This is a genomic window from Desulfosarcina ovata subsp. ovata (assembly GCF_009689005.1).
In the GTDB taxonomy this organism is placed as follows: domain Bacteria; phylum Desulfobacterota; class Desulfobacteria; order Desulfobacterales; family Desulfosarcinaceae; genus Desulfosarcina; species Desulfosarcina ovata.
This window is the reverse complement of the sequence record NZ_AP021879.1, coordinates 1,714,953-1,735,934: the sequence shown is the minus strand read 5'-3', so window position 1 is coordinate 1,735,934 and position 20,982 is coordinate 1,714,953. Positions and strand designations below refer to the sequence as shown.

The 20,982-nt window shown below is 50.7% G+C and carries 24 protein-coding genes and 1 tRNA gene; 13 read left to right on the top strand and 12 right to left on the bottom strand.

What is annotated here, in order from left to right; genetic code table 11:
* Nucleotides 1-44 precede the first annotated feature (44 nt).
* The 3 genes from GN112_RS07815 (at nucleotide 45) to GN112_RS07805 (ending at nucleotide 3,302) form a co-directional block, all read left to right on the top strand.
* Nucleotides 45-476, top strand: coding sequence for an ACT domain-containing protein (locus tag GN112_RS07815; RefSeq protein WP_155309697.1), 432 nt, complete (start codon nucleotides 45-47; stop codon nucleotides 474-476).
* A gap of 191 nt (nucleotides 477-667) precedes the next feature.
* Nucleotides 668-889, top strand: coding sequence for a hypothetical protein (locus tag GN112_RS07810; protein ID WP_155309696.1), 222 nt, complete (start codon nucleotides 668-670; stop codon nucleotides 887-889).
* Between the two features lie 100 nt (nucleotides 890-989).
* Entirely contained in the window at nucleotides 990-3,302 is a 2,313-nt protein-coding gene (locus tag GN112_RS07805; protein ID WP_155309695.1) for a GspE/PulE family protein, read from the top strand.
* A gap of 32 nt (nucleotides 3,303-3,334) precedes the next feature.
* On the opposite strand, the gene GN112_RS07800 is transcribed toward GN112_RS07805, so the two are convergent.
* Genes GN112_RS07800 through GN112_RS07785 form a run of 4 tightly spaced genes read right to left on the bottom strand, consistent with a single transcriptional unit; the run spans nucleotide 3,335 to nucleotide 7,076 of the window.
* The gene (locus tag GN112_RS07800; RefSeq protein ID WP_155309694.1) at nucleotides 3,335-5,176 is read right to left on the bottom strand and encodes a M48 family metallopeptidase; all 1,842 of its coding nucleotides are present in this window, start codon (nucleotides 5,174-5,176) and stop codon (nucleotides 3,335-3,337) included.
* A 27-nt stretch (nucleotides 5,177-5,203) separates the two neighbouring features.
* The gene (locus GN112_RS07795) at nucleotides 5,204-5,773 is read right to left on the bottom strand and encodes an epoxyqueuosine reductase QueH (protein WP_155309693.1); all 570 of its coding nucleotides are present in this window, start codon (nucleotides 5,771-5,773) and stop codon (nucleotides 5,204-5,206) included.
* Nucleotides 5,770-6,453 (bottom strand): YggS family pyridoxal phosphate-dependent enzyme, encoded by a 684-nt coding sequence (locus GN112_RS07790; RefSeq protein ID WP_155309692.1) that lies wholly within the window; start codon nucleotides 6,451-6,453, stop codon nucleotides 5,770-5,772. Before GN112_RS07790 ends, GN112_RS07795 begins: the two co-directional genes overlap by 4 nt.
* Nucleotides 6,450-7,076, bottom strand: a complete 627-nt coding sequence (locus tag GN112_RS07785; protein WP_155309691.1) for a Maf family protein — start codon at nucleotides 7,074-7,076, stop codon at nucleotides 6,450-6,452. Before GN112_RS07785 ends, GN112_RS07790 begins: the two co-directional genes overlap by 4 nt.
* 94 nt (nucleotides 7,077-7,170) lie before the next feature.
* On the opposite strand from GN112_RS07785, the gene GN112_RS07780 reads away from it, so the two are divergent.
* Nucleotides 7,171-7,866 carry a potassium transporter gene (locus GN112_RS07780; protein WP_155309690.1) on the top strand — a complete coding sequence of 232 codons (696 nt, stop codon included), beginning with the start codon at nucleotides 7,171-7,173 and terminating at the stop codon, nucleotides 7,864-7,866.
* A 106-nt stretch (nucleotides 7,867-7,972) separates the two neighbouring features.
* Nucleotides 7,973-8,060, top strand: a tRNA-Leu gene (locus GN112_RS07775).
* Nucleotides 8,061-8,074: 14 nt separating this feature from the next.
* Here the strand turns inward: GN112_RS07775 and GN112_RS07770 are convergent.
* The gene (locus tag GN112_RS07770; protein WP_231716960.1) at nucleotides 8,075-9,022 is read right to left on the bottom strand and encodes a tyrosine-type recombinase/integrase; all 948 of its coding nucleotides are present in this window, start codon (nucleotides 9,020-9,022) and stop codon (nucleotides 8,075-8,077) included.
* Between the two features lie 337 nt (nucleotides 9,023-9,359).
* On the bottom strand, nucleotides 9,360-9,590 hold the full coding sequence (locus tag GN112_RS07765; protein WP_155309029.1) for a hypothetical protein: 231 nt from the start codon (nucleotides 9,588-9,590) through the stop codon (nucleotides 9,360-9,362).
* A gap of 229 nt (nucleotides 9,591-9,819) precedes the next feature.
* Here GN112_RS07765 and GN112_RS07760 point away from each other — a divergent pair, with 229 nt between their 5' ends.
* From GN112_RS07760 to GN112_RS34800, 3 genes are read left to right on the top strand one after another with little or no spacing between them, the layout of a single operon-like run.
* Nucleotides 9,820-10,185: a hypothetical protein gene (locus tag GN112_RS07760; protein WP_197743251.1), complete on the top strand. Its 366-nt coding sequence runs from the start codon at nucleotides 9,820-9,822 to the stop codon at nucleotides 10,183-10,185.
* A 4-nt stretch (nucleotides 10,186-10,189) separates the two neighbouring features.
* Nucleotides 10,190-10,765, top strand: a complete 576-nt coding sequence (locus GN112_RS07755; protein ID WP_155309688.1) for a plasmid partition family protein — start codon at nucleotides 10,190-10,192, stop codon at nucleotides 10,763-10,765.
* A complete protein-coding gene (locus GN112_RS34800; protein WP_269434894.1) occupies nucleotides 10,746-10,880 on the top strand; it encodes a hypothetical protein in 135 nt (44 codons plus the stop codon). The genes GN112_RS07755 and GN112_RS34800 overlap by 20 nt, the downstream gene beginning before the upstream one ends.
* Before the next feature lie 4 nt (nucleotides 10,881-10,884).
* Here the strand turns inward: GN112_RS34800 and GN112_RS34250 are convergent, their stop codons facing one another.
* Together GN112_RS34250 and GN112_RS07745 are read right to left on the bottom strand one after the other, a co-directional pair.
* Nucleotides 10,885-12,099, bottom strand: a complete 1,215-nt coding sequence (locus GN112_RS34250; RefSeq protein WP_231716959.1) for a hypothetical protein — start codon at nucleotides 12,097-12,099, stop codon at nucleotides 10,885-10,887.
* Between the two features lie 59 nt (nucleotides 12,100-12,158).
* A complete protein-coding gene (locus GN112_RS07745) occupies nucleotides 12,159-12,383 on the bottom strand; it encodes a hypothetical protein (RefSeq protein ID WP_155309687.1) in 225 nt (74 codons plus the stop codon).
* A 188-nt stretch (nucleotides 12,384-12,571) separates the two neighbouring features.
* Between GN112_RS07745 and GN112_RS07740 the strand changes: the two genes are divergently transcribed.
* The 4 genes from GN112_RS07740 to GN112_RS35165 all read left to right on the top strand — a co-directional run bounded on the left by GN112_RS07740 (nucleotide 12,572) and on the right by GN112_RS35165 (nucleotide 16,650).
* Nucleotides 12,572-14,137 carry an integrase gene (locus GN112_RS07740; RefSeq protein WP_155309686.1) on the top strand — a complete coding sequence of 522 codons (1,566 nt, stop codon included), beginning with the start codon at nucleotides 12,572-12,574 and terminating at the stop codon, nucleotides 14,135-14,137.
* Entirely contained in the window at nucleotides 14,113-14,781 is a 669-nt protein-coding gene (locus tag GN112_RS07735) for an AAA family ATPase (RefSeq protein ID WP_155309036.1), read from the top strand. The genes GN112_RS07740 and GN112_RS07735 overlap by 25 nt, the downstream gene beginning before the upstream one ends.
* Nucleotides 14,782-15,097: 316 nt before the next feature.
* Nucleotides 15,098-16,354: an IS701 family transposase gene (locus GN112_RS07730; protein WP_155309685.1), complete on the top strand. Its 1,257-nt coding sequence runs from the start codon at nucleotides 15,098-15,100 to the stop codon at nucleotides 16,352-16,354.
* 89 nt (nucleotides 16,355-16,443) lie between these two features.
* Nucleotides 16,444-16,650: a DUF4124 domain-containing protein gene (locus GN112_RS35165; RefSeq protein ID WP_414736141.1), complete on the top strand. Its 207-nt coding sequence runs from the start codon at nucleotides 16,444-16,446 to the stop codon at nucleotides 16,648-16,650.
* Between the two features lie 84 nt (nucleotides 16,651-16,734).
* On the opposite strand, the gene GN112_RS07720 is transcribed toward GN112_RS35165, so the two are convergent.
* From GN112_RS07720 to GN112_RS07705, 4 genes are all read right to left on the bottom strand, one after another.
* A complete protein-coding gene (locus GN112_RS07720; protein WP_155309683.1) occupies nucleotides 16,735-17,091 on the bottom strand; it encodes a helix-turn-helix domain-containing protein in 357 nt (118 codons plus the stop codon).
* Nucleotides 17,060-17,338 (bottom strand): type II toxin-antitoxin system RelE family toxin, encoded by a 279-nt coding sequence (locus GN112_RS07715; protein WP_155309682.1) that lies wholly within the window; start codon nucleotides 17,336-17,338, stop codon nucleotides 17,060-17,062. The genes GN112_RS07720 and GN112_RS07715 overlap by 32 nt, the downstream gene beginning before the upstream one ends.
* A gap of 34 nt (nucleotides 17,339-17,372) precedes the next feature.
* Entirely contained in the window at nucleotides 17,373-17,930 is a 558-nt protein-coding gene (locus tag GN112_RS07710) for a site-specific integrase (protein ID WP_162458835.1), read from the bottom strand.
* Nucleotides 17,931-18,096: 166 nt separating this feature from the next.
* Entirely contained in the window at nucleotides 18,097-19,329 is a 1,233-nt protein-coding gene (locus GN112_RS07705) for an ATP-binding protein (protein ID WP_155309680.1), read from the bottom strand.
* 223 nt (nucleotides 19,330-19,552) lie between these two features.
* On the opposite strand from GN112_RS07705, the gene GN112_RS07700 reads away from it, so the two are divergent.
* The gene (locus GN112_RS07700) at nucleotides 19,553-20,794 is read left to right on the top strand and encodes a tetratricopeptide repeat protein (RefSeq protein ID WP_155309679.1); all 1,242 of its coding nucleotides are present in this window, start codon (nucleotides 19,553-19,555) and stop codon (nucleotides 20,792-20,794) included.
* The last annotated feature ends 188 nt before the right edge of the window (nucleotides 20,795-20,982 follow it).

Below are 20,982 nucleotides of genomic sequence, written 5' to 3'. Positions count from 1 at the left end.
CTCAAGTCACCGGTCCATTGACCGATTATATGGGAGGAAGACATATGCAGGTTGAACAGATTTCCGTATTTCTGGAAAACAAATCCGGGCGGCTTTCGGAAGTAACGTCGATTCTCAGTGAAGCCAAAGTGAATATCCGGGCCCTGGCACTTGCCGACACTTCGGATTTCGGTGTGTTGCGACTGATTGTTGATGATACTGAAAAAGCTCGCCAGACATTGAAAAACAATGGCTTTACCGTGGGAAAAACCAATGTGGTGGCCGTGGAGGTGGCTGATCGGCCCGGCGGTCTTCACGATATCCTGACCATGCTGCATAATGCCGACCTCAATGTGGAGTATATGTATGCCTTTGTGCGTTCCTCCGGTGATAATGCGATCATGATTTTTCGTTTTGAAAAGGACCAGGAGGCGGTCCAGTTGCTCCAGTCCAAAGGCGTCAATGTGATTGATGGCGAGCGGCTGTACCAGCTTTGATCCACAAGATTAACCTTTTTAGGCGATTGGCGGATAAGAATATACCAGAATGCGCAGGATTTTCATTCGTATTCAAGGCGGGCTTTTTTACGCATAGTGGGGCTATGTGTGGAAAAGCCCAACGCGGAAGACGGATGAAAAGACAAGCAGGCGGGTATATTCTTTGACAGAAATCGCCCTAAGGTGCATCCATGGGCGACAAACAGGTAAATCAGATACAGGTGATCTGGGCGGTTGCCCTGATCCTTGCCGGACTCGGTGTTTTTTACCGGATTCCCCAGGTGATGCCCAATATCGAGCAAATACCCAGGTTCGCCGGTGCCTCCGGTTTTATTCGATTCTGTTTTTATTTTATGGGGCTCTTTCTGATCGGAGGCGGGTGTAAAAAACTCTACCGGCAATATCGTAAATAAGACGGCTGTCTCCGATCCGTTAAGGTGATCTGAAGCGGTTCCGTTATTTAAACCCCACAAGACGCGTCTTTTACCCATCAAACGCAGGTAAAAAGTTATTATGGCCAATGCAGAAACCAGTTTGACTGTCGACAGTAACGCAGAGCGACACACGCTATCTGAAAGCGAGTACAAGATAAAAATCCAAGCCCTCGGCAACCAGCTGAATTCGGCCAACAACCTGGGCGAGGCACTGATTAATGTCAAGGATGACATCTGCGAATTGTTCGGGGCCAATCGCATCACCGTGTATGTGGTTGATGGCGTCAAGCGGGAACTGGTGTCACGGTTCAAATCCGGCAATGAGGTGGCCGAGATTCGCATCCCCGTGGCCCAGACCAGTATTGCCGGCTATGCTGCCCTCAAACAGCGTTTGGTCAATATCAAGGATGCCTACGATCAAGGCGAACTGACGGACATTGACCCCAGCCTCCAGTTCGATTCCAGCTGGGACCGCCGTACCGGCTACCGGACGCGACAGATTTTGGCCCATCCCATCGTCTATCAGAAATACCTGATGGGCACCCTGGAACTGATCAACCGCGAAGGCAATGGTGAATTCGGACCGGCCGAGGAAAAGGCCATCCAAGAACTCTCCAAGATCATGGGCACCGCTCTGTACAATCAGAAACGCATTGCCGCCCGGGGCTCGCGCACCAACAAATACGACTACCTTCTGGAAAACCATTTGCTCACCCAGAAGGAACTGACCAAGGCCATTGCCGACGGAGCGAAACGCAAAGAGCCGGTTTCCGCCGTTCTGATGAAGGATTTCAAGATTTCCAAAAAAGAGATCGGCAACGCCCTGGAAAAATACTTCAAGACCAATTTTATCGAGTACAACGCCAATTATCCCATCCCCGGTGACCTCATTGCGGGCTTAAAAGTGCCCTTCATGCGCAATAACATCTGGGTGCCCCTGAAAAGTGAGGACAACAAAGTCGTCATTGCCGTCGACAACCCTTACGACCTGAAGAAAATAGACGAAATCAAGGCCCTTTTTCCCGGTCGGCCGGTCACTTTCTACGTCAGCCTCAGGCAGGACATCCTCGATTTCATCAAGCTGTTTACCCAGGACGAAAAGGAACTGGCGGAAATCGACGACATCCTCTCCCAACTCCAGGTGGAAACAGATGAGGTGGAGGAGGCCGAGTCCAGTGTCGGTGATGAAGACAGCGCCGTTGTCCAGCTGGTCAACAAGATTATTCTGGATGCATACAACCGCAATGCCTCGGATATCCATGTCGAGCCCTATCCCGGAAAACAGAACACCCAGGTACGGATCCGGGTGGACGGGGCCTGCACGATTTATCAGACCATCCCCTTTTCATACAAGAATGCGGTGGTTTCCAGAATCAAGATCATGTCCGACCTGGACATCGCAGAGAGGCGGCTTCCCCAGGACGGCAAGATCAAATTTAAAAAGTACGGTGGGAAAGACATCGAACTGCGTGTGGCCACCATTCCCACCCAGGGTGGTCTCGAGGATGTGGTCATGCGTATCCTGGCTGCCGGCGAACCCATCCCCCTGGACAAGATGGGCTTTTCCAAGCGCAACCACAAGAATTTTATTAGTGTGGTCACCAAACCGTATGGCCTGATCTTTGTCTGCGGCCCCACCGGTTCCGGTAAAACCACTACCCTGCACTCGGCCCTTAGCTTTATCAATAAAACCGAAACCAAAATCTGGACCGCCGAGGACCCGGTGGAAATCACCCAGCGCGGCCTTCGACAGGTGCAGGTCAAACCCAAAATCGGATTTGACTTTGCCGCTGCCATGCGGGCCTTCCTGCGCGCCGACCCGGATGTGATCATGGTCGGTGAAATGCGCGACAAGGAGACCACCTCCATCGGTATCGAGGCCTCCCTGACCGGTCACCTGGTTTTTTCCACCCTGCACACCAACAGCGCCCCGGAGAGCATTACCCGTCTTTTGGACATGGGCATGGATCCCTTCAACTTCGCTGATGCCATCCTGTGTATTATGGCCCAGCGCCTTGTGCGTACCCTGTGCAAAACCTGCAAGCGGCAATACCATCCCAGCAAGGAGGAGTACGACGAACTGGTGCGTGAGTACGGCGAAGAGGAGTTCAAAGCCAATCTGGATATTCCCTACACGGATGACCTGCAGCTATATAAACCCGAGGGATGTGACCTGTGCGGCAACAGTGGGTACCGTGGCCGGATGGGCATCCACGAACTGCTCATGGGAACCGATGAGATGAAAAAACTGATCCAGCTCAAGGCCCCCATGGAACAGATTCGTGACCAAGCCATCAACGACGGCATGTCGACCCTGAAACAGGACGGTATCGATAAGATCTTTCAGGGGCACTGCGACCTGCTTGAAGTCAGGAAGGTTTGCATCAAATAGTCCGCACGTCCAACCACTGACATCTTCCGGCCTCAATCGGCGGTGGGCGATTCGATTGCCGCCTGGAACTTTTCCAGTTGTTCCGCGTAGTAAGCCCGATTGGATGTGGCCTTATCCAGGGCAATCCTGGCCGTTTCAATGGCATGGCCGATTTTTCCGTTGACGAACAGACTTTCGGCCAGCGTGTCCAGCACATGCGCAGAAGGGTCGATGGCGACGGCTTTTTTGGCCAGCGTCAGGGCCAGCTCAGGATTGCGCAATGCCGGATCCGCGCAGGTGGCCAGGAGCCAGGCGTAATTATTCAGAACGATGGTATTATCGGGTTCCAGATCCAGGGCGGCGCGGTAGGCCGAGATCGCCTGGTCGAAGCTGTTGCGGCCGAAATAGAGATCCCCCAGCATGCCATAGAGCCCGGCACTGTTTTCCTCATCACGGTCGATCGCACTGAGAATGGCCGTTTCAAAGAATTTCTCATTGAGCTGCTTGCCGGCCTGCCCGAAGTTCAATTGGTAACCGATACCACCAATCAGCACCATGGCCGCGGCATAGATGGCGATGCTGATGCGTACTTTGCGGTCGTGGCGATCCACCCAGGTGCGGTCGGCTTCGCAGCGCCTGAGGAAGTTGACCCGCTGACGGATACTGAAGTGGTGCCAGTTGGGCTTGTCCGCGGAATTGCCGGATACGCTTACGATCTTCTGAAATGTGGTGATCAGCGGTGCGGCACTGGCGAACAGGGTATATACGAAGGCATCGGCCTGGCGCTCGAAGTTGCGCATGAAATAGCCGAAAATGTAGCGGAAATAGATGAGAAAGTTGAAGATGATCGCCAAACTGGAAAGCCCCGTGGTAACGGTGGCACGGCTGATGCCCGTGGTGAACACGAACCGGTAGAGGGGCTCGGAAAAGATGATCAGGTAGATGATCAAGTCAAAGGTGGCATAGGTGATCAGCATGTAGCCGATGAAGAAAAAAAGGTAGAAGAGCAGATGCCGCTTTTTCACATGGCCGATTTCGTGACCGATGACGGCGTCGACCTCTTCGGGGCTGAGAATCCGCAAGAGGGCGTCGGTTACCAGGATATAGCGAAATCGGCTGACCAGGCCCATCACACCGGCAGTGATCATCCGGCCGCCGAAAATCGGCCAATAGAGGATGTCGGCGTATTTCAGATTGGCCTGCTGGCAGATGGCTTCGATCCGCTGGCGATAATATCCGTTTTCCAACGGCCGGCAGCGCCAGAATTTCTGGATGATCAGCGGGCCGAGAACCGCTACGGCAAGGAGAAAAAAGAGAAAATAGGCCGCTTCCCCTTCCGGGGATGAAAGCACCTGGCGCGGCAGGTCAAAGGGCAACGCCAGGATCAGATCGGCGATGCCCGAGAGCAGCAGCCAGGGAAGCAGTATGGGAATGCTGAAGGCGATGTTGGAGCTGACATAGGCCCTGCGCGATATCTGGGCACCATAGATCAATCGATAGGCGTCGTAGGCATTGGACCAGATAATAACCAGATAGCCCACAAAAAGCGCCATGAAGAAGAGGGCCTCGAGGGTGGGGATGATATCGAACAGGCCGATACCGGTAAAAAACGACGACAGGTTGAGACCATAAATGTCAAGCGCGAACAGCGCGATGGCCAGGATCGACTGGCGGGTCAACGCCGATGAAAACTGTTGATCCAGCACCTCATGCCCGCGATGGTCCGCCTGATTGGCGATACGGGCAAACTGGCGCTTGGAGAGGATGAAGAAAAGAAGGGTCAGCGACAGAAAGAAAACAATCGTGTCCAACAGCACAAAGTTGGTCTGCTCCGACGGTTGATAGGTGGAGTAGATTAACAGGGCAACGATAAAATAGATGAAGTTTCCGAACATGGTGTCAGTTGTCCTGTCGGCGTGGCATCAGGGCGTGTTTGCATCCGATTGGCGTGAATGCGGTTTGGGGGCGCGATAGTAGCGTGCTTTCTCACTGTAAATGCATCCGCAATAGGGCTGGCGGTACATGCCCAGCCGCCTGGAAGCATCGATGCCCGCCTTCCAGCCATCCCGAAAATCCTGGTAATAGAAAGGCACCCCGATCGATTTCCCCACAGCCTCACCGATGGACCGGATCTGGTCGTGTTTCTGAAAGCGGCTGTAGAGCAGGGTGGTACTGAAGGCGTCGAATTTGCCCTTTTTGGCGAAATGGGCCGTGGTGGTCATGCGGTCGTGATAGCAGTAGATGCAGCGTTCGGCCTCGCGGAAGGCCACATTGCGCAAAAACGCTTCCATATCATAGCCGGGCTGGTAGATGACTTTGAGATCGATCGATTCCGCATAGGTTTTAAGGGTCTTCTCCCGCCGCATGCATTCGGTGTAGGGATGGATATTATAGCGGTAGAAGAATCCCATCACGTTGTGGCGATTCTGGCGCAGGACCTCCAGCGGATAGATGCTGCACGGGCCGCAGCAGATGTGCAGGAGCAGCTTCACCGGCGGGCTCCAAACAGGGCCGTGCCGATGCGCACCAGGGTGGCGCCCTCCTGGATGGCGACTTCAAAATCCCCAGTCATGCCCATGGAGAGTTCATCCATCCTGACGCCGGGAATATTCCGATCGGCAATCCGGCTCTGCAGACGGGCCAGTTGGTGGAAAAACGGACGCGCCCGTTCCGGCTGATCGAAAAACGGCGGCATGGTCATCAGCCCCTTGATGCGGACATGTTCGAGTCGGCTGATGTCGGTAACCAGGTCCATGGCCTCGTTTTCGGTAGTTCCGGACTTACTTTCCTCCTGGCTGATGTTTACCTGGATGAGAATTTTCTGGATCTTGGCGTTGTTTTGTGCCGCTTTGTCCAGCGCCCGGGCCAGTTTGAGAGAATCGACCGAATGGATCAGGTCGAACATGCGTACGGCGTATTTGGCTTTGTTGGACTGCAGGTGGCCGATGAAATGCCACGTCAACGGCCGATCGTAGAGGGCGTCGAACTTGTCTCGGGCTTCCTGGATGTAGTTTTCACCGACGATGTCGATACCGGCGTCGATGGCTTCGGCCACGCGGTCGACAGACACGGTTTTGGTGACCGCCACCAACCGGACCGTTTGCGGGTCGCGGCCGCAGGCGGTGGCGGCATCGGCGATGCGCCGGCGGATGTTCTCCAGATTCTGCTTCACACGGCCACCTCTTTTGCATTGGCATGGCTGAGCCGAACGACACCGAGCTTGAACAGCGTTTCGATCACCTCGCAGACGGGCAGCCCGACCACATTGGTGTAGGAACCATCGATTGACCGGACCAGAAAGGTTCCCAGCCCCTGGATGGCGTAGGCGCCGGCCTTGTCAAAGGGCTCGCCGGACTCGATGTACCAGTCGATTTCAGCGTCGCTGAGCGCCTTGAACTGCACACGGGTTTGAACAGCCTCGCAGTGGCAGGAGTTTGTCTGTTTACACACAATGGCATATCCCGTATAGACGAAGTGGGACTGCCCACTGAGCCGGACCAGCATCTCGCGAGCCTGCCGGGCATCGGCGGGTTTGCCCAAGATGGAATCGTCGATGGTGACGATCGTGTCCGCACCGATGACCCAACTGCCGGGATAACGCGAGGCCACCTCGTCGGCCTTGGCCGTAGCCAGGGTTTTGACATATTCGGACGGATTTTTCGGCCGGACCGAGTCTTCATCAAAACTGCTGGGAATTACTTGAAACGTCAGGCCGGCCTGCTCGAGCAGGTAGCGTCTGCGTGGAGATTGGGAGGCCAGAATGAGTTGCGGAGTTGTTGCTTGCATTGGTGTCATTCAACGGTTTCGCATTTGTTGTCCGCGATTTTAACTGATCAAAGCCAGCGCGGACGATTGATTTTTCCAAAGTCATCAATTTTTACCAAAAGCCATGAATAATAACAAGGATCAAAGGGACGGAATCGAATCCCCGCGGCGTTTCTGGATTATCGGGGCGGGGCACTTCGGGCAGATCGCCGTATCGCGGATCCGCCGGCACATCCCTGGTGCCAGCATCACGGTGGTGGACACGGTGACGCCGACCGATCGCCTTGAAGGCGTCACAACGGTTCTCGGAGACGGTATCGATTGGCTGGGACGCATGTTAACCGAGGCGGCTGCCGTGGATCGGATCGTGCCGGCGATTCCGGTTCATGTGGCGGCCGAGTGGATGTCACTGAAATTAAGGTCTCGATACGACATCCAACCGATGGCCATCCCCGACCACTGGCTTGCCCGAATGCCCCATGCCATGCCCGGAAAACCGGGCCAGGTGTTTGTCAGTCATGCCGATTTCATCTGTCCGGACAACTGCCCCGAACCAAAGGAGCGCTGCACCCATACAGGAAAGCCCAGACCCATGGACCTGTTCAGGTTGCTGGCCGGTCTTGAATTCGATGACGTGCTGCCCATCGTCCTGCGCAGCCACCAACTGCAGCCCGGTGTCGGGGGACTTCTCCCGGCCGATATGATTCATGCGTTGGATATCGCCGAGCGGAACCACCGACGGCCCCTGATGATCGCCACAGCCTGCCGTTGTCACGGCGTGGTCGATTTCATGCGTCTTTCTGAAATGCCGCGAGTATAGAGGAAGCCTGCCGATTTACTTGACATTTTGCCGGATTCCCGTTAATAGCTGCCCCACAACCGTGAAACATCCATTGGATCTTCCAAAGATAAAAAAGTAACGGCTTGCCCGGGTGGCGGAATAGGTAGACGCAAGGGACTTAAAATCCCTCGAAACTTAGTTTCGTGCCGGTTCGATTCCGGCCCCGGGCACCAGTAAAAACAAGGAGTTAGCTGTCACCGGCTGACTCCTTTTTTTGTTTAAAATCCGCCACTGTGCCCGAAACTGTGCCCGCGAATTTTTCGAGATATTTTTGTTGCCGCTGAGCAGCCGCTTTCAGGTCGGCATCGTTGACGATGTTATATCGATCAAAAACAGCTCTCGTTTTGTGGCCAGAAACCATCATCGCAACGCGTTCTGGGGTTCCAGATCGCACCATGTTGCGAACAGCAGTTCGCCGAAAATCGTGAAAAAGCTTTCGACCAATAGCACCATCTTTACAAGCTTTAAACCAAGCACCTCTGATATCCTTGATTTGACCAGTACCCTTACGATTGGGGAATACAAATGGGGAAAAGGCCATATGTTTTTTGCGATCCTGCCACTGTTGATCGAAAATTATTTTTAATTCATCATCAAGAAAAACGGTACGAGCTTCATCGTTTTTAGTTTCGCCTGTCTCAAGACGAACGATGCCTTGTGGACGATCCACATTATTCCACGTTAAATTGGTAATTTCGGAAAATCGCCAGCCGACCTTATATGCAAACGTTACAAAACCTCTGAGATAGTCTGGCAGATTGTTCCTGAGTGCAACAAACTCTTCGTGTTCAAAAAAGCCCTTTCGGATATTGTTTTCCTTCAGCATCGGAATGTGAGGGACCCTGTCAACTATTGGTGGGGTCTGCTGTGCACCGAGGTTCAGCATTCTTTTCAACGCGGAAAGTTCCCTGTTAATACTGGCATTTTTTGCTCCTTCTACCAAACGAGTCTCAATATATTGGCTAATCCTTGGAGAGGTTATTTTCGGAACCGATTCACCCTCGAAAAAGCGTTTTAGGTGGCCCACACTACGTTCCGCTCGGATGAGTGATTTCCGCTGGTTGATGCGGTAGTCATGCAAAAGGCCTTCGGCCAAGTTGTCAAAGATCACTTTCTCGAAATTGATGCCTGGCACTTTGCCCGCTGCGATGTCTCCCTCCCTTCTATCCAGCAGCTTTTTGGCGGATGCTAAGGCAAAAATAGTGTAACGGCCTACCCCGCCTATGCGGCAAAAGTGTAACGGTTGGTTCTACTATCCCGCAGCGAGACCCCGCCCCAAAAATCAATAAACCTACCACGCTACCCCGCCGCAATAGCTCCCGCCGGCAATCGTTTTTACCAAAAAGTTTTTGTAGGTTGTAAAGTGGGTATTGTCATGGTCCAAGAAAATGAGGAGAAAGCCCGGAACCATCACTTCCGGGCTTTCAGGGTGAACTCCGTATCAAGGCCGGATGTTCATTAAGTAAATTACTTTAAACTCCGGCCACTTTCAAGGCCGGATGGTAAAGCTGATCCAAATATCCTGTCGTTGGTGCAACACCGTTTTTTGTGTGTGCCGGTGCTGCTTTCGTGGGCATGCTTATTGTTGCGATGCATGCCGCATCGCCGGTCGTCTCCAGTCCCGTCGAAAAGCGCAGCGACGCTACCGTAAAACCGATAAAGGTAAAAAAGCCCACCGTCTTGCCGAAAACCGTCGTCGGCATCGTGAAATCGATCCACGTAGAAAAAACATGGATGATCATACTTCAACAAGCCCTTTTAAACGGGTTATGTTGCCACCACAGATCGAAATTTCGGTACCTTTTCGCCTCGGTTTTCGATGCCGCTGCCATTTTTGCGGTCGGCCGGGTGAAATTGTGAGCCATTTTCCACGCCGTGGTTATGGATGAAATCTTTTTCAGGATTTTTTACGCAGATAAGGAGGCCAATATCATGAGACGACGGTTTACAGGGGGAGAACTGTTTCAACTGCGCAATCGGATCCCGGTTGACTGGCTGATCAAAGAACAGCTTCATATCCCATCTAAAGTGATCGAAGGCATTTTTCGTTTTCTATGCCCGCTATGCAATGAATTTCAAACCGCGACCAACCCCAAGACCAATCTCGCCAGGTGCTTTCTTTGCGAGAAAAACTTCAACCCGATTGATTTGGTCATGACCGTGAAAGGCCTTGGATTCGTTGACAGTGTCAAATATTTGCAAACCCTTGTACCAAACAGACCGGATCCTTTAACGGACCAACGGTTGGAATTGAATCAACTGCTTGGCGATATCGGGAAACGGATGAGCATCGGGTGAACAGATGGCCAACAACCGACTCACCCAATTGGAGGAGATCATCGCTGCCAATCAACACCATTTTCACCAAACCGGTAAGGCATTAAAGCAGATTCGAGACGATCAATTGTTTCGAGATTTGCTGTTCGATTCGTTTGAAGGCTATGTCAAGGACCGGTGGGATATGGCCCGATCCCAGGCATATCGTCTGATTAAGGCCGCCAATGTCATCGACAATTTGTCTCCAATTGGCGACGGCATCCTTCCGGAGAATGAATACCAGGCCAGGATTCTAACGCGTTTTACAAAAGAGGATCAACGCAAGATCTGGCGTGCATTTATCGCATCCGGCATGGCGCTCACGGCTAAGAATATTAGAAAGTACGCCCATCAAACCCTAAAGGCCAAGCATGTCAAAAAAAAGAATGCGTCTGTGGTCGATATCATCAGCGCAGACTATAAAACGGCCGTGATGGCCATGCTGGAACAGATTCGGTCGGCGCAAAACGATGATTGGCAAACGACATCCAGACAAGCGGCCTTATTCTGGCTGAAAGTGATGAAAGAGAAAATCATTCGTCATGAAAGACAAAGACTTTGAACAACTGCCCATGGACGACCGTTTCCTGATCTTGCTGCACAAAAAGATCATGGACAAAACCGGCAGCGCCAAACGCAGGGCCAAAAAATATCGAGCTGTGCGGACGATATCTTAAATGGTCAAGCCGCTAAGCTAAATTTTACTTCCTTATTTCTGAACCAATTGTGATATTCATCGTTAATTTTCAAAGTTGTGATGATAGCCAGATTGAGGGATCCTTTCTTCGCCCAACTCATTCCATTCTTCTTTTGGCGATTTGAAACAACGAGGTCGTTCATCTTTTCACCCACATTACTCGAGTTCCGAAGATTTAGCCGTTTGCGCATATCATAGTTGGGAATGGAGGATATATTCCGGCCCAAATAGTCAATGAGCTTTTGAATATGATTATCATCCTTAATTTCGGATGCCGGGATGTTTTCAAGATATGAGATGGCTTTGTTTGTAAGACCGTGCCATAATAACGGCATAACCGCGCGAAGCGTTTCATTTCTGAGCTTTCTGCCTTTCATCCCCATGCTCAATTCTTCTTTGAACTTCTTGCATAGATGAAACCAATCAAGAACAATTTGCATATTCTTGTGCCACCCAAATTGCTTGACGATGGCATCATTTAGCGCCTTATGGCCGTCGGTAAAAATCTGAAGACGTTTGCCGAATAGAGAATTCGACAAAAGAAATGCGATTAGCAACCACAAGCATGATTTGGTGCCATCAGCGGCCAATACGTATTTTAGGCCTCCATGTTCAATGTGGCATACGGTATCATGTACATATTTTCGCTTATGCTCCGTGACTTGTGGGCTTTCTCGTGTATCCTTTTGCCTTTTGGGGGTTACGTCGTCTATGCTTATGTTGACCGTTTGACTGGGTTCTTCGTAAATGACGGGATTATTCAACAATTCAATCGGATTATAGTCGAAAGATCCTTTAGAAAGGGCCTTTTGAACTTCAGCCATGGGAATTGATATCGGTTCTCCACCCCTGGGAATATCTGGGTTGAAACAACATCCGTCAGCGCTGAAGTTGCCATGATTCAAATCATCGGCCTTTTGCTTTAAATGGTCGATCAATTCCCTACCTTCTTTCTGGGTCTGATCATGCAACGTGCGATGTGGCGTACCGCCTTCTATTTGGTGCCGTATGAAGTTGAGCCATTTTGATGTTTTCCGAAAGGATCCTTCCGTATTACCCATTATCATGGCCCGTTCCTTAAAGCCCGTGGTCAAATAAAACTGATTCGGTCCTAATGGGGCAAATATAGACTGACTACTGTCAAACCGAACGCCATTTTTATCAAATGCGAAGTGGGTTTCAAACGCAAAACGCCCCACGGCGCCATCCACCAGATATGGGCGTTCATTTACCCCAATTTGATTAGCCCCACTGAAAATCAGGACTTTTTTTTAGACACCTTTTCCATGTGTCGTGCTATGGCGTCTCTTATTGCAGGGTATGCCGTATTTAAAACTGCTATTTCGCAGTCGTCTATATTTTCACCGGCATCAGCGTTTATGGTGTATTGATAACATCCATCTTCCAGTTCAATGGGCTTATCGTCCGCTTCCTCATCACATTCAACCAAGTTAACCATAACTTCGATTTTGTATTTGCTCATTGGTAGCCTCCGTCTCGAAATTTGAGATAGTAATCTACCAAAACATCGCATATATCTTTATATCTGTCCAGTTAATTCTGACATATTTTCAACGAGTTATTTTTGTTTAGAGCCCTTTGCACCATATATAGGCTTGGCATTGTAACCTTTGGGGTCCACCGCCGTCCGCACAGCTCGAAAAATATTACATGGATCAATACCGTAAGACCGGCGTCATTCCCAAACCGCTGCTGCTTGCCGGCCAAGGCATCATGGAAGGCAGAAAGTGCAGCGGCCGGCGCCGGGTCTTGACCGAAAAAATCCAAAACCGCTTCATCGAGATGGTCAAGGCTTCCAGCGATCCATCGGACGATCGTTTTGTATTTATCACCCGCCATGGACGAACCATCAAAAATTACCACGCCTGGCTCGAACAAGAGTTCGAACGTAGCATCTCACTTAGCGCTTTAAGGCGTTTTGCCAGGCAAGCCAACCTCAAGGTCTATTTGGAAAAACCAGACTTCGAGGAAAAGAACGATCCCAGCGTCTGCTTTAAGGACGAACCGGTCTTCGATTTGATTCAAATGGACGGATGCAGGTTTCGCTATTTCAAGATTCGATCGGACGACGGCGTTTGGGCCAAGCCCCAGGTGATCGAGTTTTTTGACACCGGATCGCGCAACATGCTTGTGCTTGACGCCTATTTTTCCGAAAGCAGTCTAAATTCGGTGGACCTGTTCGAGAAATTTTTGGTGAGCACCCCCTTTCCGCAAAAAAAGATACGGCTGAGACCGGACAATGCAAAGGGTTTTGTCAACCTGAAACGCCCCATCAACGAACTGAACATCAAATTTTCATTGCCAGGCGGATTTTATCTGCAACCAAACTTCTCACGCATCCATGCGCCCAAGGACAAAGCACATCTGGAATCATCCCATCGCAGCATCCATCATTTTGAAATGCGGATCATCAAGCACTTTGAAGACCGCATCGTTAAGACAGAACCGGGCTATATCTACAAAAAGGGCAAAAAAGGAAAAATTACCATCACCTATCTCGACATCGATCTTGCAACGCTGCGCCAGAGTGGTTTACTCGAAGCCTATCGCCGGCAGCACAATGAGCAAAAGCACTATTATTCTGTGAACGGTAAAACATCGGCCTGGGTGCCCAAGGAGAAGTTTGACGACGGTCTTGCCCAATACGAGTGGATAACGTTCAGTGCGGATGACGTACGCCATTTCGTCAAATACGGCTATGACAAGATCAACGCCACCGTGGGGGCGAAAGGCATCATTACTTTCAAAAAGCAGACCTACTATGTGGCCGTTGGCGCGCAACACTTCAGCCGCCACAAGAGCACCAAGGTGTATATCTCCGATCTTGGCGACAAGCTGTTTATCTTCGAGCATAAGGAAAACGGTATCCTGCTGGGTGAAGCGCTGCGCCGGGAACCTTACGAAAAGCCGGTCAAAAAGGCAGGCACCGAACCCAACGCGGTTGAATTGATCAGCGCTTTTCTGCAGGAGAAAAAGATGGCGGTGGACAGGCCACGACTGATTGACATCCATCTTCGGGGTTTGACCCTCGATGCCGCCCAAACAATCTATCGGCAACACCGGAAACGATATATCGCTTACGCGATCAAACTACGCCAGCCTGAAACCATCACCGGCAAGGCGCTTTTCAATGCGTTCATTTTGGATTGCGAAAGACAATTGTCAAACAACCCTTTGGCCCCGTATGCCTCATGCAGCGAAAACAAAGTTTTATAAACGATAAGCGCCGGGTCTCCTATCTATCCGCGGTATACAACCGGATCTACCGGGGACAGAGCGTATTGATCGAGGGCGAATATGGTGTCGGAAAAACTCGTTTCCTCGAACTGCTCAAACCCAAAAAACTTCAAGGCGTATGGGTGGAGTCGCTTTTCAATGTGCATGAAATGTTGGCCTCCATCCTTCAAGGGTTGAACTACGAGGCGGTGGCCACTTATCGGCGCACGCCCCATCATTTGAAGCTGATCCGCAATCTGACCGATTATTACATCATCATCGACGAGGCCAATGACATCGAAAAAAGGGTTTGGCCCTACCTGAAACGAATCATGGACGCGCACGTGCCCATCGTTTTGGCCGGACTGCCAAAGGTGAGGACATATTTGACCAGCCAGCATCCGGATATCCTCAGCCGATTGAAAACCTTGATTCTGTATCCCATCGTAGTCGAGGATTTCATCCTGGAATACAAGGATTTTGAATCTGAAGCCATCGAACAGATTTATGTGGCCACCAGGGGCGATATGAGAAAATTCAAGGAAATTTGCACGGATTGCCGCGACAAGGCCAAAGAACTGGGCCATAGCTTCGTCGATTTAAATCTGGCGGTCGACTTTCTCGCCAATCTTCATCCCATGTAGGCTCCAAAAAACAATCTCTTCCCTCACTCTGCGGCGAATCAGCTTTCTCCCAAGACCTGTTAATCTAAATCCCACATCGTAACTTTTTTTAACTCTCGTAAAGTCGATTGTTATTGCATCGTTTCTCTATTAACCGCTAACGCGCAGCGGCATAAGATGCTTCAAGGCCTGAAATACGATGAAAAAGTTACATTATTTTGCAACGTCCTAAAGGCAGCCAATGATCACTAACGCATTAATATATTTGGGATATTTTTTAAACGGGGCCTGAATAAACAGAACGGGAAGCGTTACACTATTTTTGCCTTAGCAAACGATTGCAAAAGAGCTCGTCGATTTTCATCAATGCTTTCATGATGCTTACGGACGCTCCGAACATCACCGTCTGGGATTAGCCTATTTTTCCGGACTCATGAGCAATGCCGAAGCCAAATCCGTGGAACCGATCGCGCTTGAATTTCTCGATCAAAAATCTGTCCGCTCCCTGCAGATGTTCATGAAGAACGGTCGTTGGGACCATGACACCATGCTGCGAGTTCATCAGGAAATGTTGGCGCCGTTGATCGCCGCCCCCGATGGAATGATTACCGTCGATCCCAGCGATTTTCCCAAAAAAGGCAAAGAATCGGTCGGTGTGGCTCGGCAGTATTGTGGTCCGTTGGGAAAAACAGAGAACTGCCAATCCGGTGTCTTTATTGGCTACTCAAGCGATAAGGGATATGGCCTGCTCAATTGCCAGTTGTATATGCCGGAAAGCTGGTTTTCTCCCGAGCAGGAAAAGCGACGCCGGTTCAACATGGTCCCCGAAGATCTCGTTTTTGAAACCAAGCAGCAGATTGCCTTAAGACTAATCAATGAGATTGTCGCAGCGAAATACTACCCTGCAAAGTGGGTCGGCGCCGATGCCGCCTTTGGCAGTGACATAGAATTTTTAAACGCCTTGCCCAAGGATCTGCTTTACTTTGCCGCAATCAAGTCCAATACCCAGGTTTTCACAAAAAAGCCAAAAGTGGGCATCCCGCCATATAAAGGGCATGGCCGTCATCCCACCAAAGAGAAAGTATTACCAGGTCAACCCAAGCCGAGAACCGTATCCGAAATCGCTAAGTCCGGTCGCCTGTCCTGGAAGACGGTCGTTGTTGCCGAGGGTGCCAAGGGACCCATCATCGCCAAGGTGGCTCGCATTCGCGTTTATATGTCTCGCGACGGATTGCCGGCAGGTGATCAACAATGGCTTTTCTTTCGACAAAACGACGATGGTAAAATCAGATACGCCATTTCCAATGCTCCCAAAAAAATTTCTCGTTCCGAAATGGTGAAAGCTTCTACTATGCGCTGGCCAATTGAACAGTGCTTTCAGGAAGGCAAAAGTCAGGTTGGCATGGATTGCTACGAACACCGTTCCTGGCCCGCCTGGCATCGGCACATGACCTTCGTATTCTTGGCCTTGCACTTTATGCTGCGGATGAGATTGCGCTTTAAAAAAAACTCCGTTGTTGACGGTTCCCTTGGTTCGCAAAATACTATCTGTAGTACTTCCTCTCAGGTCGCTGAGTTCCGAGGGGATGTATGAAATTGTTCAATATCACCTGCGCCGTAATTTGATTGCGTATACGTCACACAGGAAAAAACGGATCATGTTGGCCAACTCTCATAACATCAATGTTTCGCTGTAGTGATAAATGGGTCGATGAAAACGGAGTCGCCCATTATTCAAATGTGGCTCCCCCGGCCGACCAGGACGCTTCCGTTAAGGTGGAATCAAAAGGCGGCGCTATGCCTGCAGCGGGGAAATCAAACAACCTCGGCGATGTCCTGAAAAGCTATCGGTTCCCATGGTCGTATTGTTGGAACCTTCTTTTTCATTGATCGCGCTCCCTGGTAGTGATCCGTGGAAAGCCGACCCAGGGAGACCGGCGGTTCGGGGCGTCCCCCTATCCACGAAAAGTTGAACTATAGAAAGACCCGGTAATCAGGCACATTGAGCGCCGTTGCCAGTTTTTCAGCCCGGCTTTTGCCAATCGCCCGTTTACCGTTTTCCATCTCGCTGATATGTCGCTGGGGAATACCGGTTTTTTCGGCTAATTCCTTCTGTGTCATTTCCTCCTTCAGCCTGGCCCCCCGCAATACGGTTCCGCTTTCATTGCCTTCGAATTCGGGAAAAGCTTGCCGCCACGGGATCGAATCGGTAGTGTCCACAAAGCCAAGGCTGGAAAGGGATTCCACCGCCGCTTGGCGGTTTGATTCCGGGCCACGGAAGGTTAGAACAATGGTTTGGTCAGTACGGCGCTTTTTCGTGCGTCCCAACATAAATCACCTCAACGAGTTGAATCGTTTTATCGCGCACCTCCCATATCGCCACATAACAGGGATTGCCTTTCTTGATATGGCAATGGTGCACGTTCTCTTTCAGTTTACTGTAATTCGGCCAGTTTCCCCGCACTGGCCCACCTTGCTCGATTTCCGTCAGCAGATAGAACAGCCTTTTCCGGACGTTCAACGGTAATCGGGAAACCTGTTTTCCTGCCTGCCGGCTCAACGTTACTTCCCAGCTCATCTATATATACCTTTTTTAGGTATTGTCAACTTGTTCACTTTACCCGGTGGAGCTGTATCACCTTCCCATTTTCTTTGGGTTTCGGTTTCATGGCGTCATGGAGACCGTTCAGGGCGGCGGTTTTCGCGTCTTCATTGGCGTGCACATAGCGCATGGCCATTTGAACGGTACGCCAACCCATAACGTCCATGAGGCCAGCAGGGTTAAAGGTCTTCGCCAGTTGGGTGGCGACGGTGTGCCTTATGCTGTGAAAGGTGATCCGGTCCCGCTTCGTTCGTCCGTTGTTCAACTTCAAATTTTCAACCGCAGTCCTGAAATTGGTGGGTGCCTCCTTGAACGGGGCGCCACCTTTTTTCAAGAAAACGTGCTCTTCGGGTTCACCCTCGGGCAGCTCGTCAAAAAGGGCGACGATGGCCGGAACAATCTGGATGGTTCGGGCATCTCGGTTTTTGGTTTCAGGGAACACCAAAACACCACGGCCGCGGTCAATATCCCGCCATCGCATGTTGAAGGCTTCGGACGCCCGGCAGCCGGTAAGGAATGCAAACCGGGTGATCCACCATGCGTTGCACCAATAAGATAAGGCATTCACTAAGATTTTGGTGGATGCCTTTTTTTATTGGTTATGCCAATTTGCCCCACTCCTGCCCCATCTTTGATGGAATTCCCTATCGCGAACCCGGATAAGGCGTTGGAACATTCCCTGTATCATAAGCTGTGCATGGCCAATCTGTTGACGTTGTCAGATGATTGACAGATCAAATCGCAGGTTGACGATCAGGCGTGGGGCAGTCACCCGTAACCAGTCGATAGAGCTTCTGGCTGAATTCGATGATTTCGTAAGGTTTTGCCACCACGTCGCAGAACCCGTAATCCTGGTAGCGGGCCACCACCGGGTTGTCGGAATAACCACTGGAAACAATGGCCTTAACGGACGGATCGATGGCCTTGAGCCTTCCGATGGTTTCTTCTCCTCCCATTCCGCCTTTGATGGTCAGATCGAGAATCACGGCATCATACGGTTTTGACGCATCCATGGCGGCCTGATATTTCTTGATGGCCATTTGCCCCTCTTCGGCGAAGTCGACCGTATAACCCAGATGTTGCAGAAGGTTGCCGGCAAGTTCGCGGATCATGGCTTCGTCGTCCATGACCAGAATCTTTCCGCCCCCGTGGACCGGCCTGTTCGGTGATTGGAACTCCGTTGTCGGGGCTGCCGGGGCCTTGTCCAGCGCAGGCGTTTCACTCGCCGGCAGCAGTACGTGAAAGGTGGTTCCCTCACCAACGCGGGACGTAACGGTAATCTCTCCACCATGTTGGATAACGATCGAGTGGGAGATGGAAAGCCCCAACCCGGTTCCCCGATTCGCGCCTTTATCCTTGGTAGAAAAATAAGGGTCAAAAATCTTTTCGATATGTTCTGAAGGGATGCCCACTCCATGATCGATAATGGCGATGTCGATATATCGTCCGGCAGCCAGGAGGCTGGTCGAACTGTCGATGGTCACATTTCTAAAAACGATCGATACGGTTCCGCCACCTGGCATGGATTCAACCGCATTGACCATCAGGTTGTGGATGGCCTGGCCGATCTGCTGGGCATCCACCTGGGCCGGCCAGATTTCCTGCACCGGGCCGATTTGGTAGTTGGTGTTGGATCCGCTCAGCGAGAAAGCGGCCGCGTTTTCCACCAGATGGACAATGTCGGTGGGGGATTTTTTGGGTTGCCCGCCCTTGGAAAAGGTAATTAGACGACGAGTCAATATTTTGGCGACCCTGGATGCCGACAGTGCCTGCTCAAGAAGGGCCGAGGGCACTGATTCGGGGGGGACATGCTCCATCGCCAAAGAGATGTTGCCCATGATCGCAGTCAGCAGGTTGTTGTAATCATGAGCGATGCCGCCGGACAGAGCCGCAATGGACTCCAACTGGCGAATTTGTCGCTTCAAATCATGGCGGCCATCAGACCGGTCGGTGGAAGGGTTTGTCATTGTATCGGCTTCCCGCTTGGGGTCATTGAAGGATGAATGCAACAACGGCGTGACCGGGTTATCGGTATGAAAAAACGATACTTGAGAGCGGATCGGGAACGTGTGCTTCTAAAGTAACAAAAAATGTTACCGATAAAACGTTTAGGTAAACTATTGGTGCGATAGTTGCCGCATTGAAAATGCCAATAAATGGCGAACACGACGTATATGCAGGAGTAACGATATGGGTGGCATCGATACGATCTTACAAAATTCACTCTATCCGGTGACTCGGGCAAGTCTTTTTGAAGAGAAAGATGCTACGGCGCTGCTGGAGGTCCTGGTTCAGCAGCAGGACGGCCTCGAGACGCTCTCCAACCGGTTTCTGCAGACCGGGATCGACAAATATACGAGCGAAGATTACACCGAAGCGGCGAAATCATTTGAAGCGGCAATCAGTATCGCTCCCAATTCAAGTTATAACAGTGAGACCGTTCAATATCTTGTTCAGACGTATCTGAAATTGGAAGACACGGATAAGGCGATCGAAACGTACGAAAAGGCCATCTCACGAAATCCCAGCGACATCGATCTGCGCAGCAAATTGGGTCAGTTATACTATTCCGAAGAACGCTATGAAGAGTCGGTCGAACAGTATCGGACCGCCATGGAACTCTATTCCAACGCTGAAACGCGGTATTCATACGGAGAGGCTTTACTGAAGGTAAACAATTACAGCGAGGCCGAATACCAATTCAGTCAGGTGAAACGGCTCGATCCAAGCAGTTATGCAGGCGATTATGGAATGGGAAAGATGTTTGCCCAGTCCGGGGAGTATGAAAAGGCCATTGAACATTTTGAAGCGGCATTGAAGCTGAACCCAGAGTTTTACGATGCGTATGCCGAGATTGGTTATGCCTATGCGGATGACGGAGAAATAGAAAAGGCCAAGGATGTTCTAAAAGAACTTGAAGACCTCGATTCGAGTTTGGCCTCAACACTGAAATCCTATATTGATGAGAAGGAGCCGCCGCAAATTGCCTTCGCATTTGCTGAAAGCACCTTCCCCTATAAAATGTCCAAAGGGTATCAGGTGGCGGCGATCGATTCCTACCTGGAAAATGCCGGTGCCGAACTCAGCATGACCATGAAATTCCTGTTTACCAAATCCATGGACCCATCTTCCATCGAAAATCGTTTTAACTGGAATATCTCACGGGCAACGGGGAACAATATTGCCGAGACCTATAATTTCGGCGATACGATCCCATCAGCCGAGATCAATCTGGCCCCCTATCCGGACTATGTCCTCTATGATGAAGAAACCCAAACCGCAACATTGGGATTCACCATCCGCCAGAATGAAACTGCCGATGGCACCTTGGACCCCTCTCATATGGTTTTTGCCTTCAAGGGTGAGGATGTCTATGGTGTGGCAATGGATCCTGAGGGAGATGAATATAGCGGTTTTTCAAGGTCATTTTAAAAGGATAGCCCTCAATTCCATATTTTTCCTTCGTATTCCAATCTTTCAGTATCAGCAGCATACTTTAATGGTACAGTATTTGCTGCTCTACCTGCCTAATAAGAACCAACTATCAGATGCAATTTCAGCAAGAATCCGCAATCCATACGATACCTGCGGCGAAAAAATGATTATTAACTATAAAAACA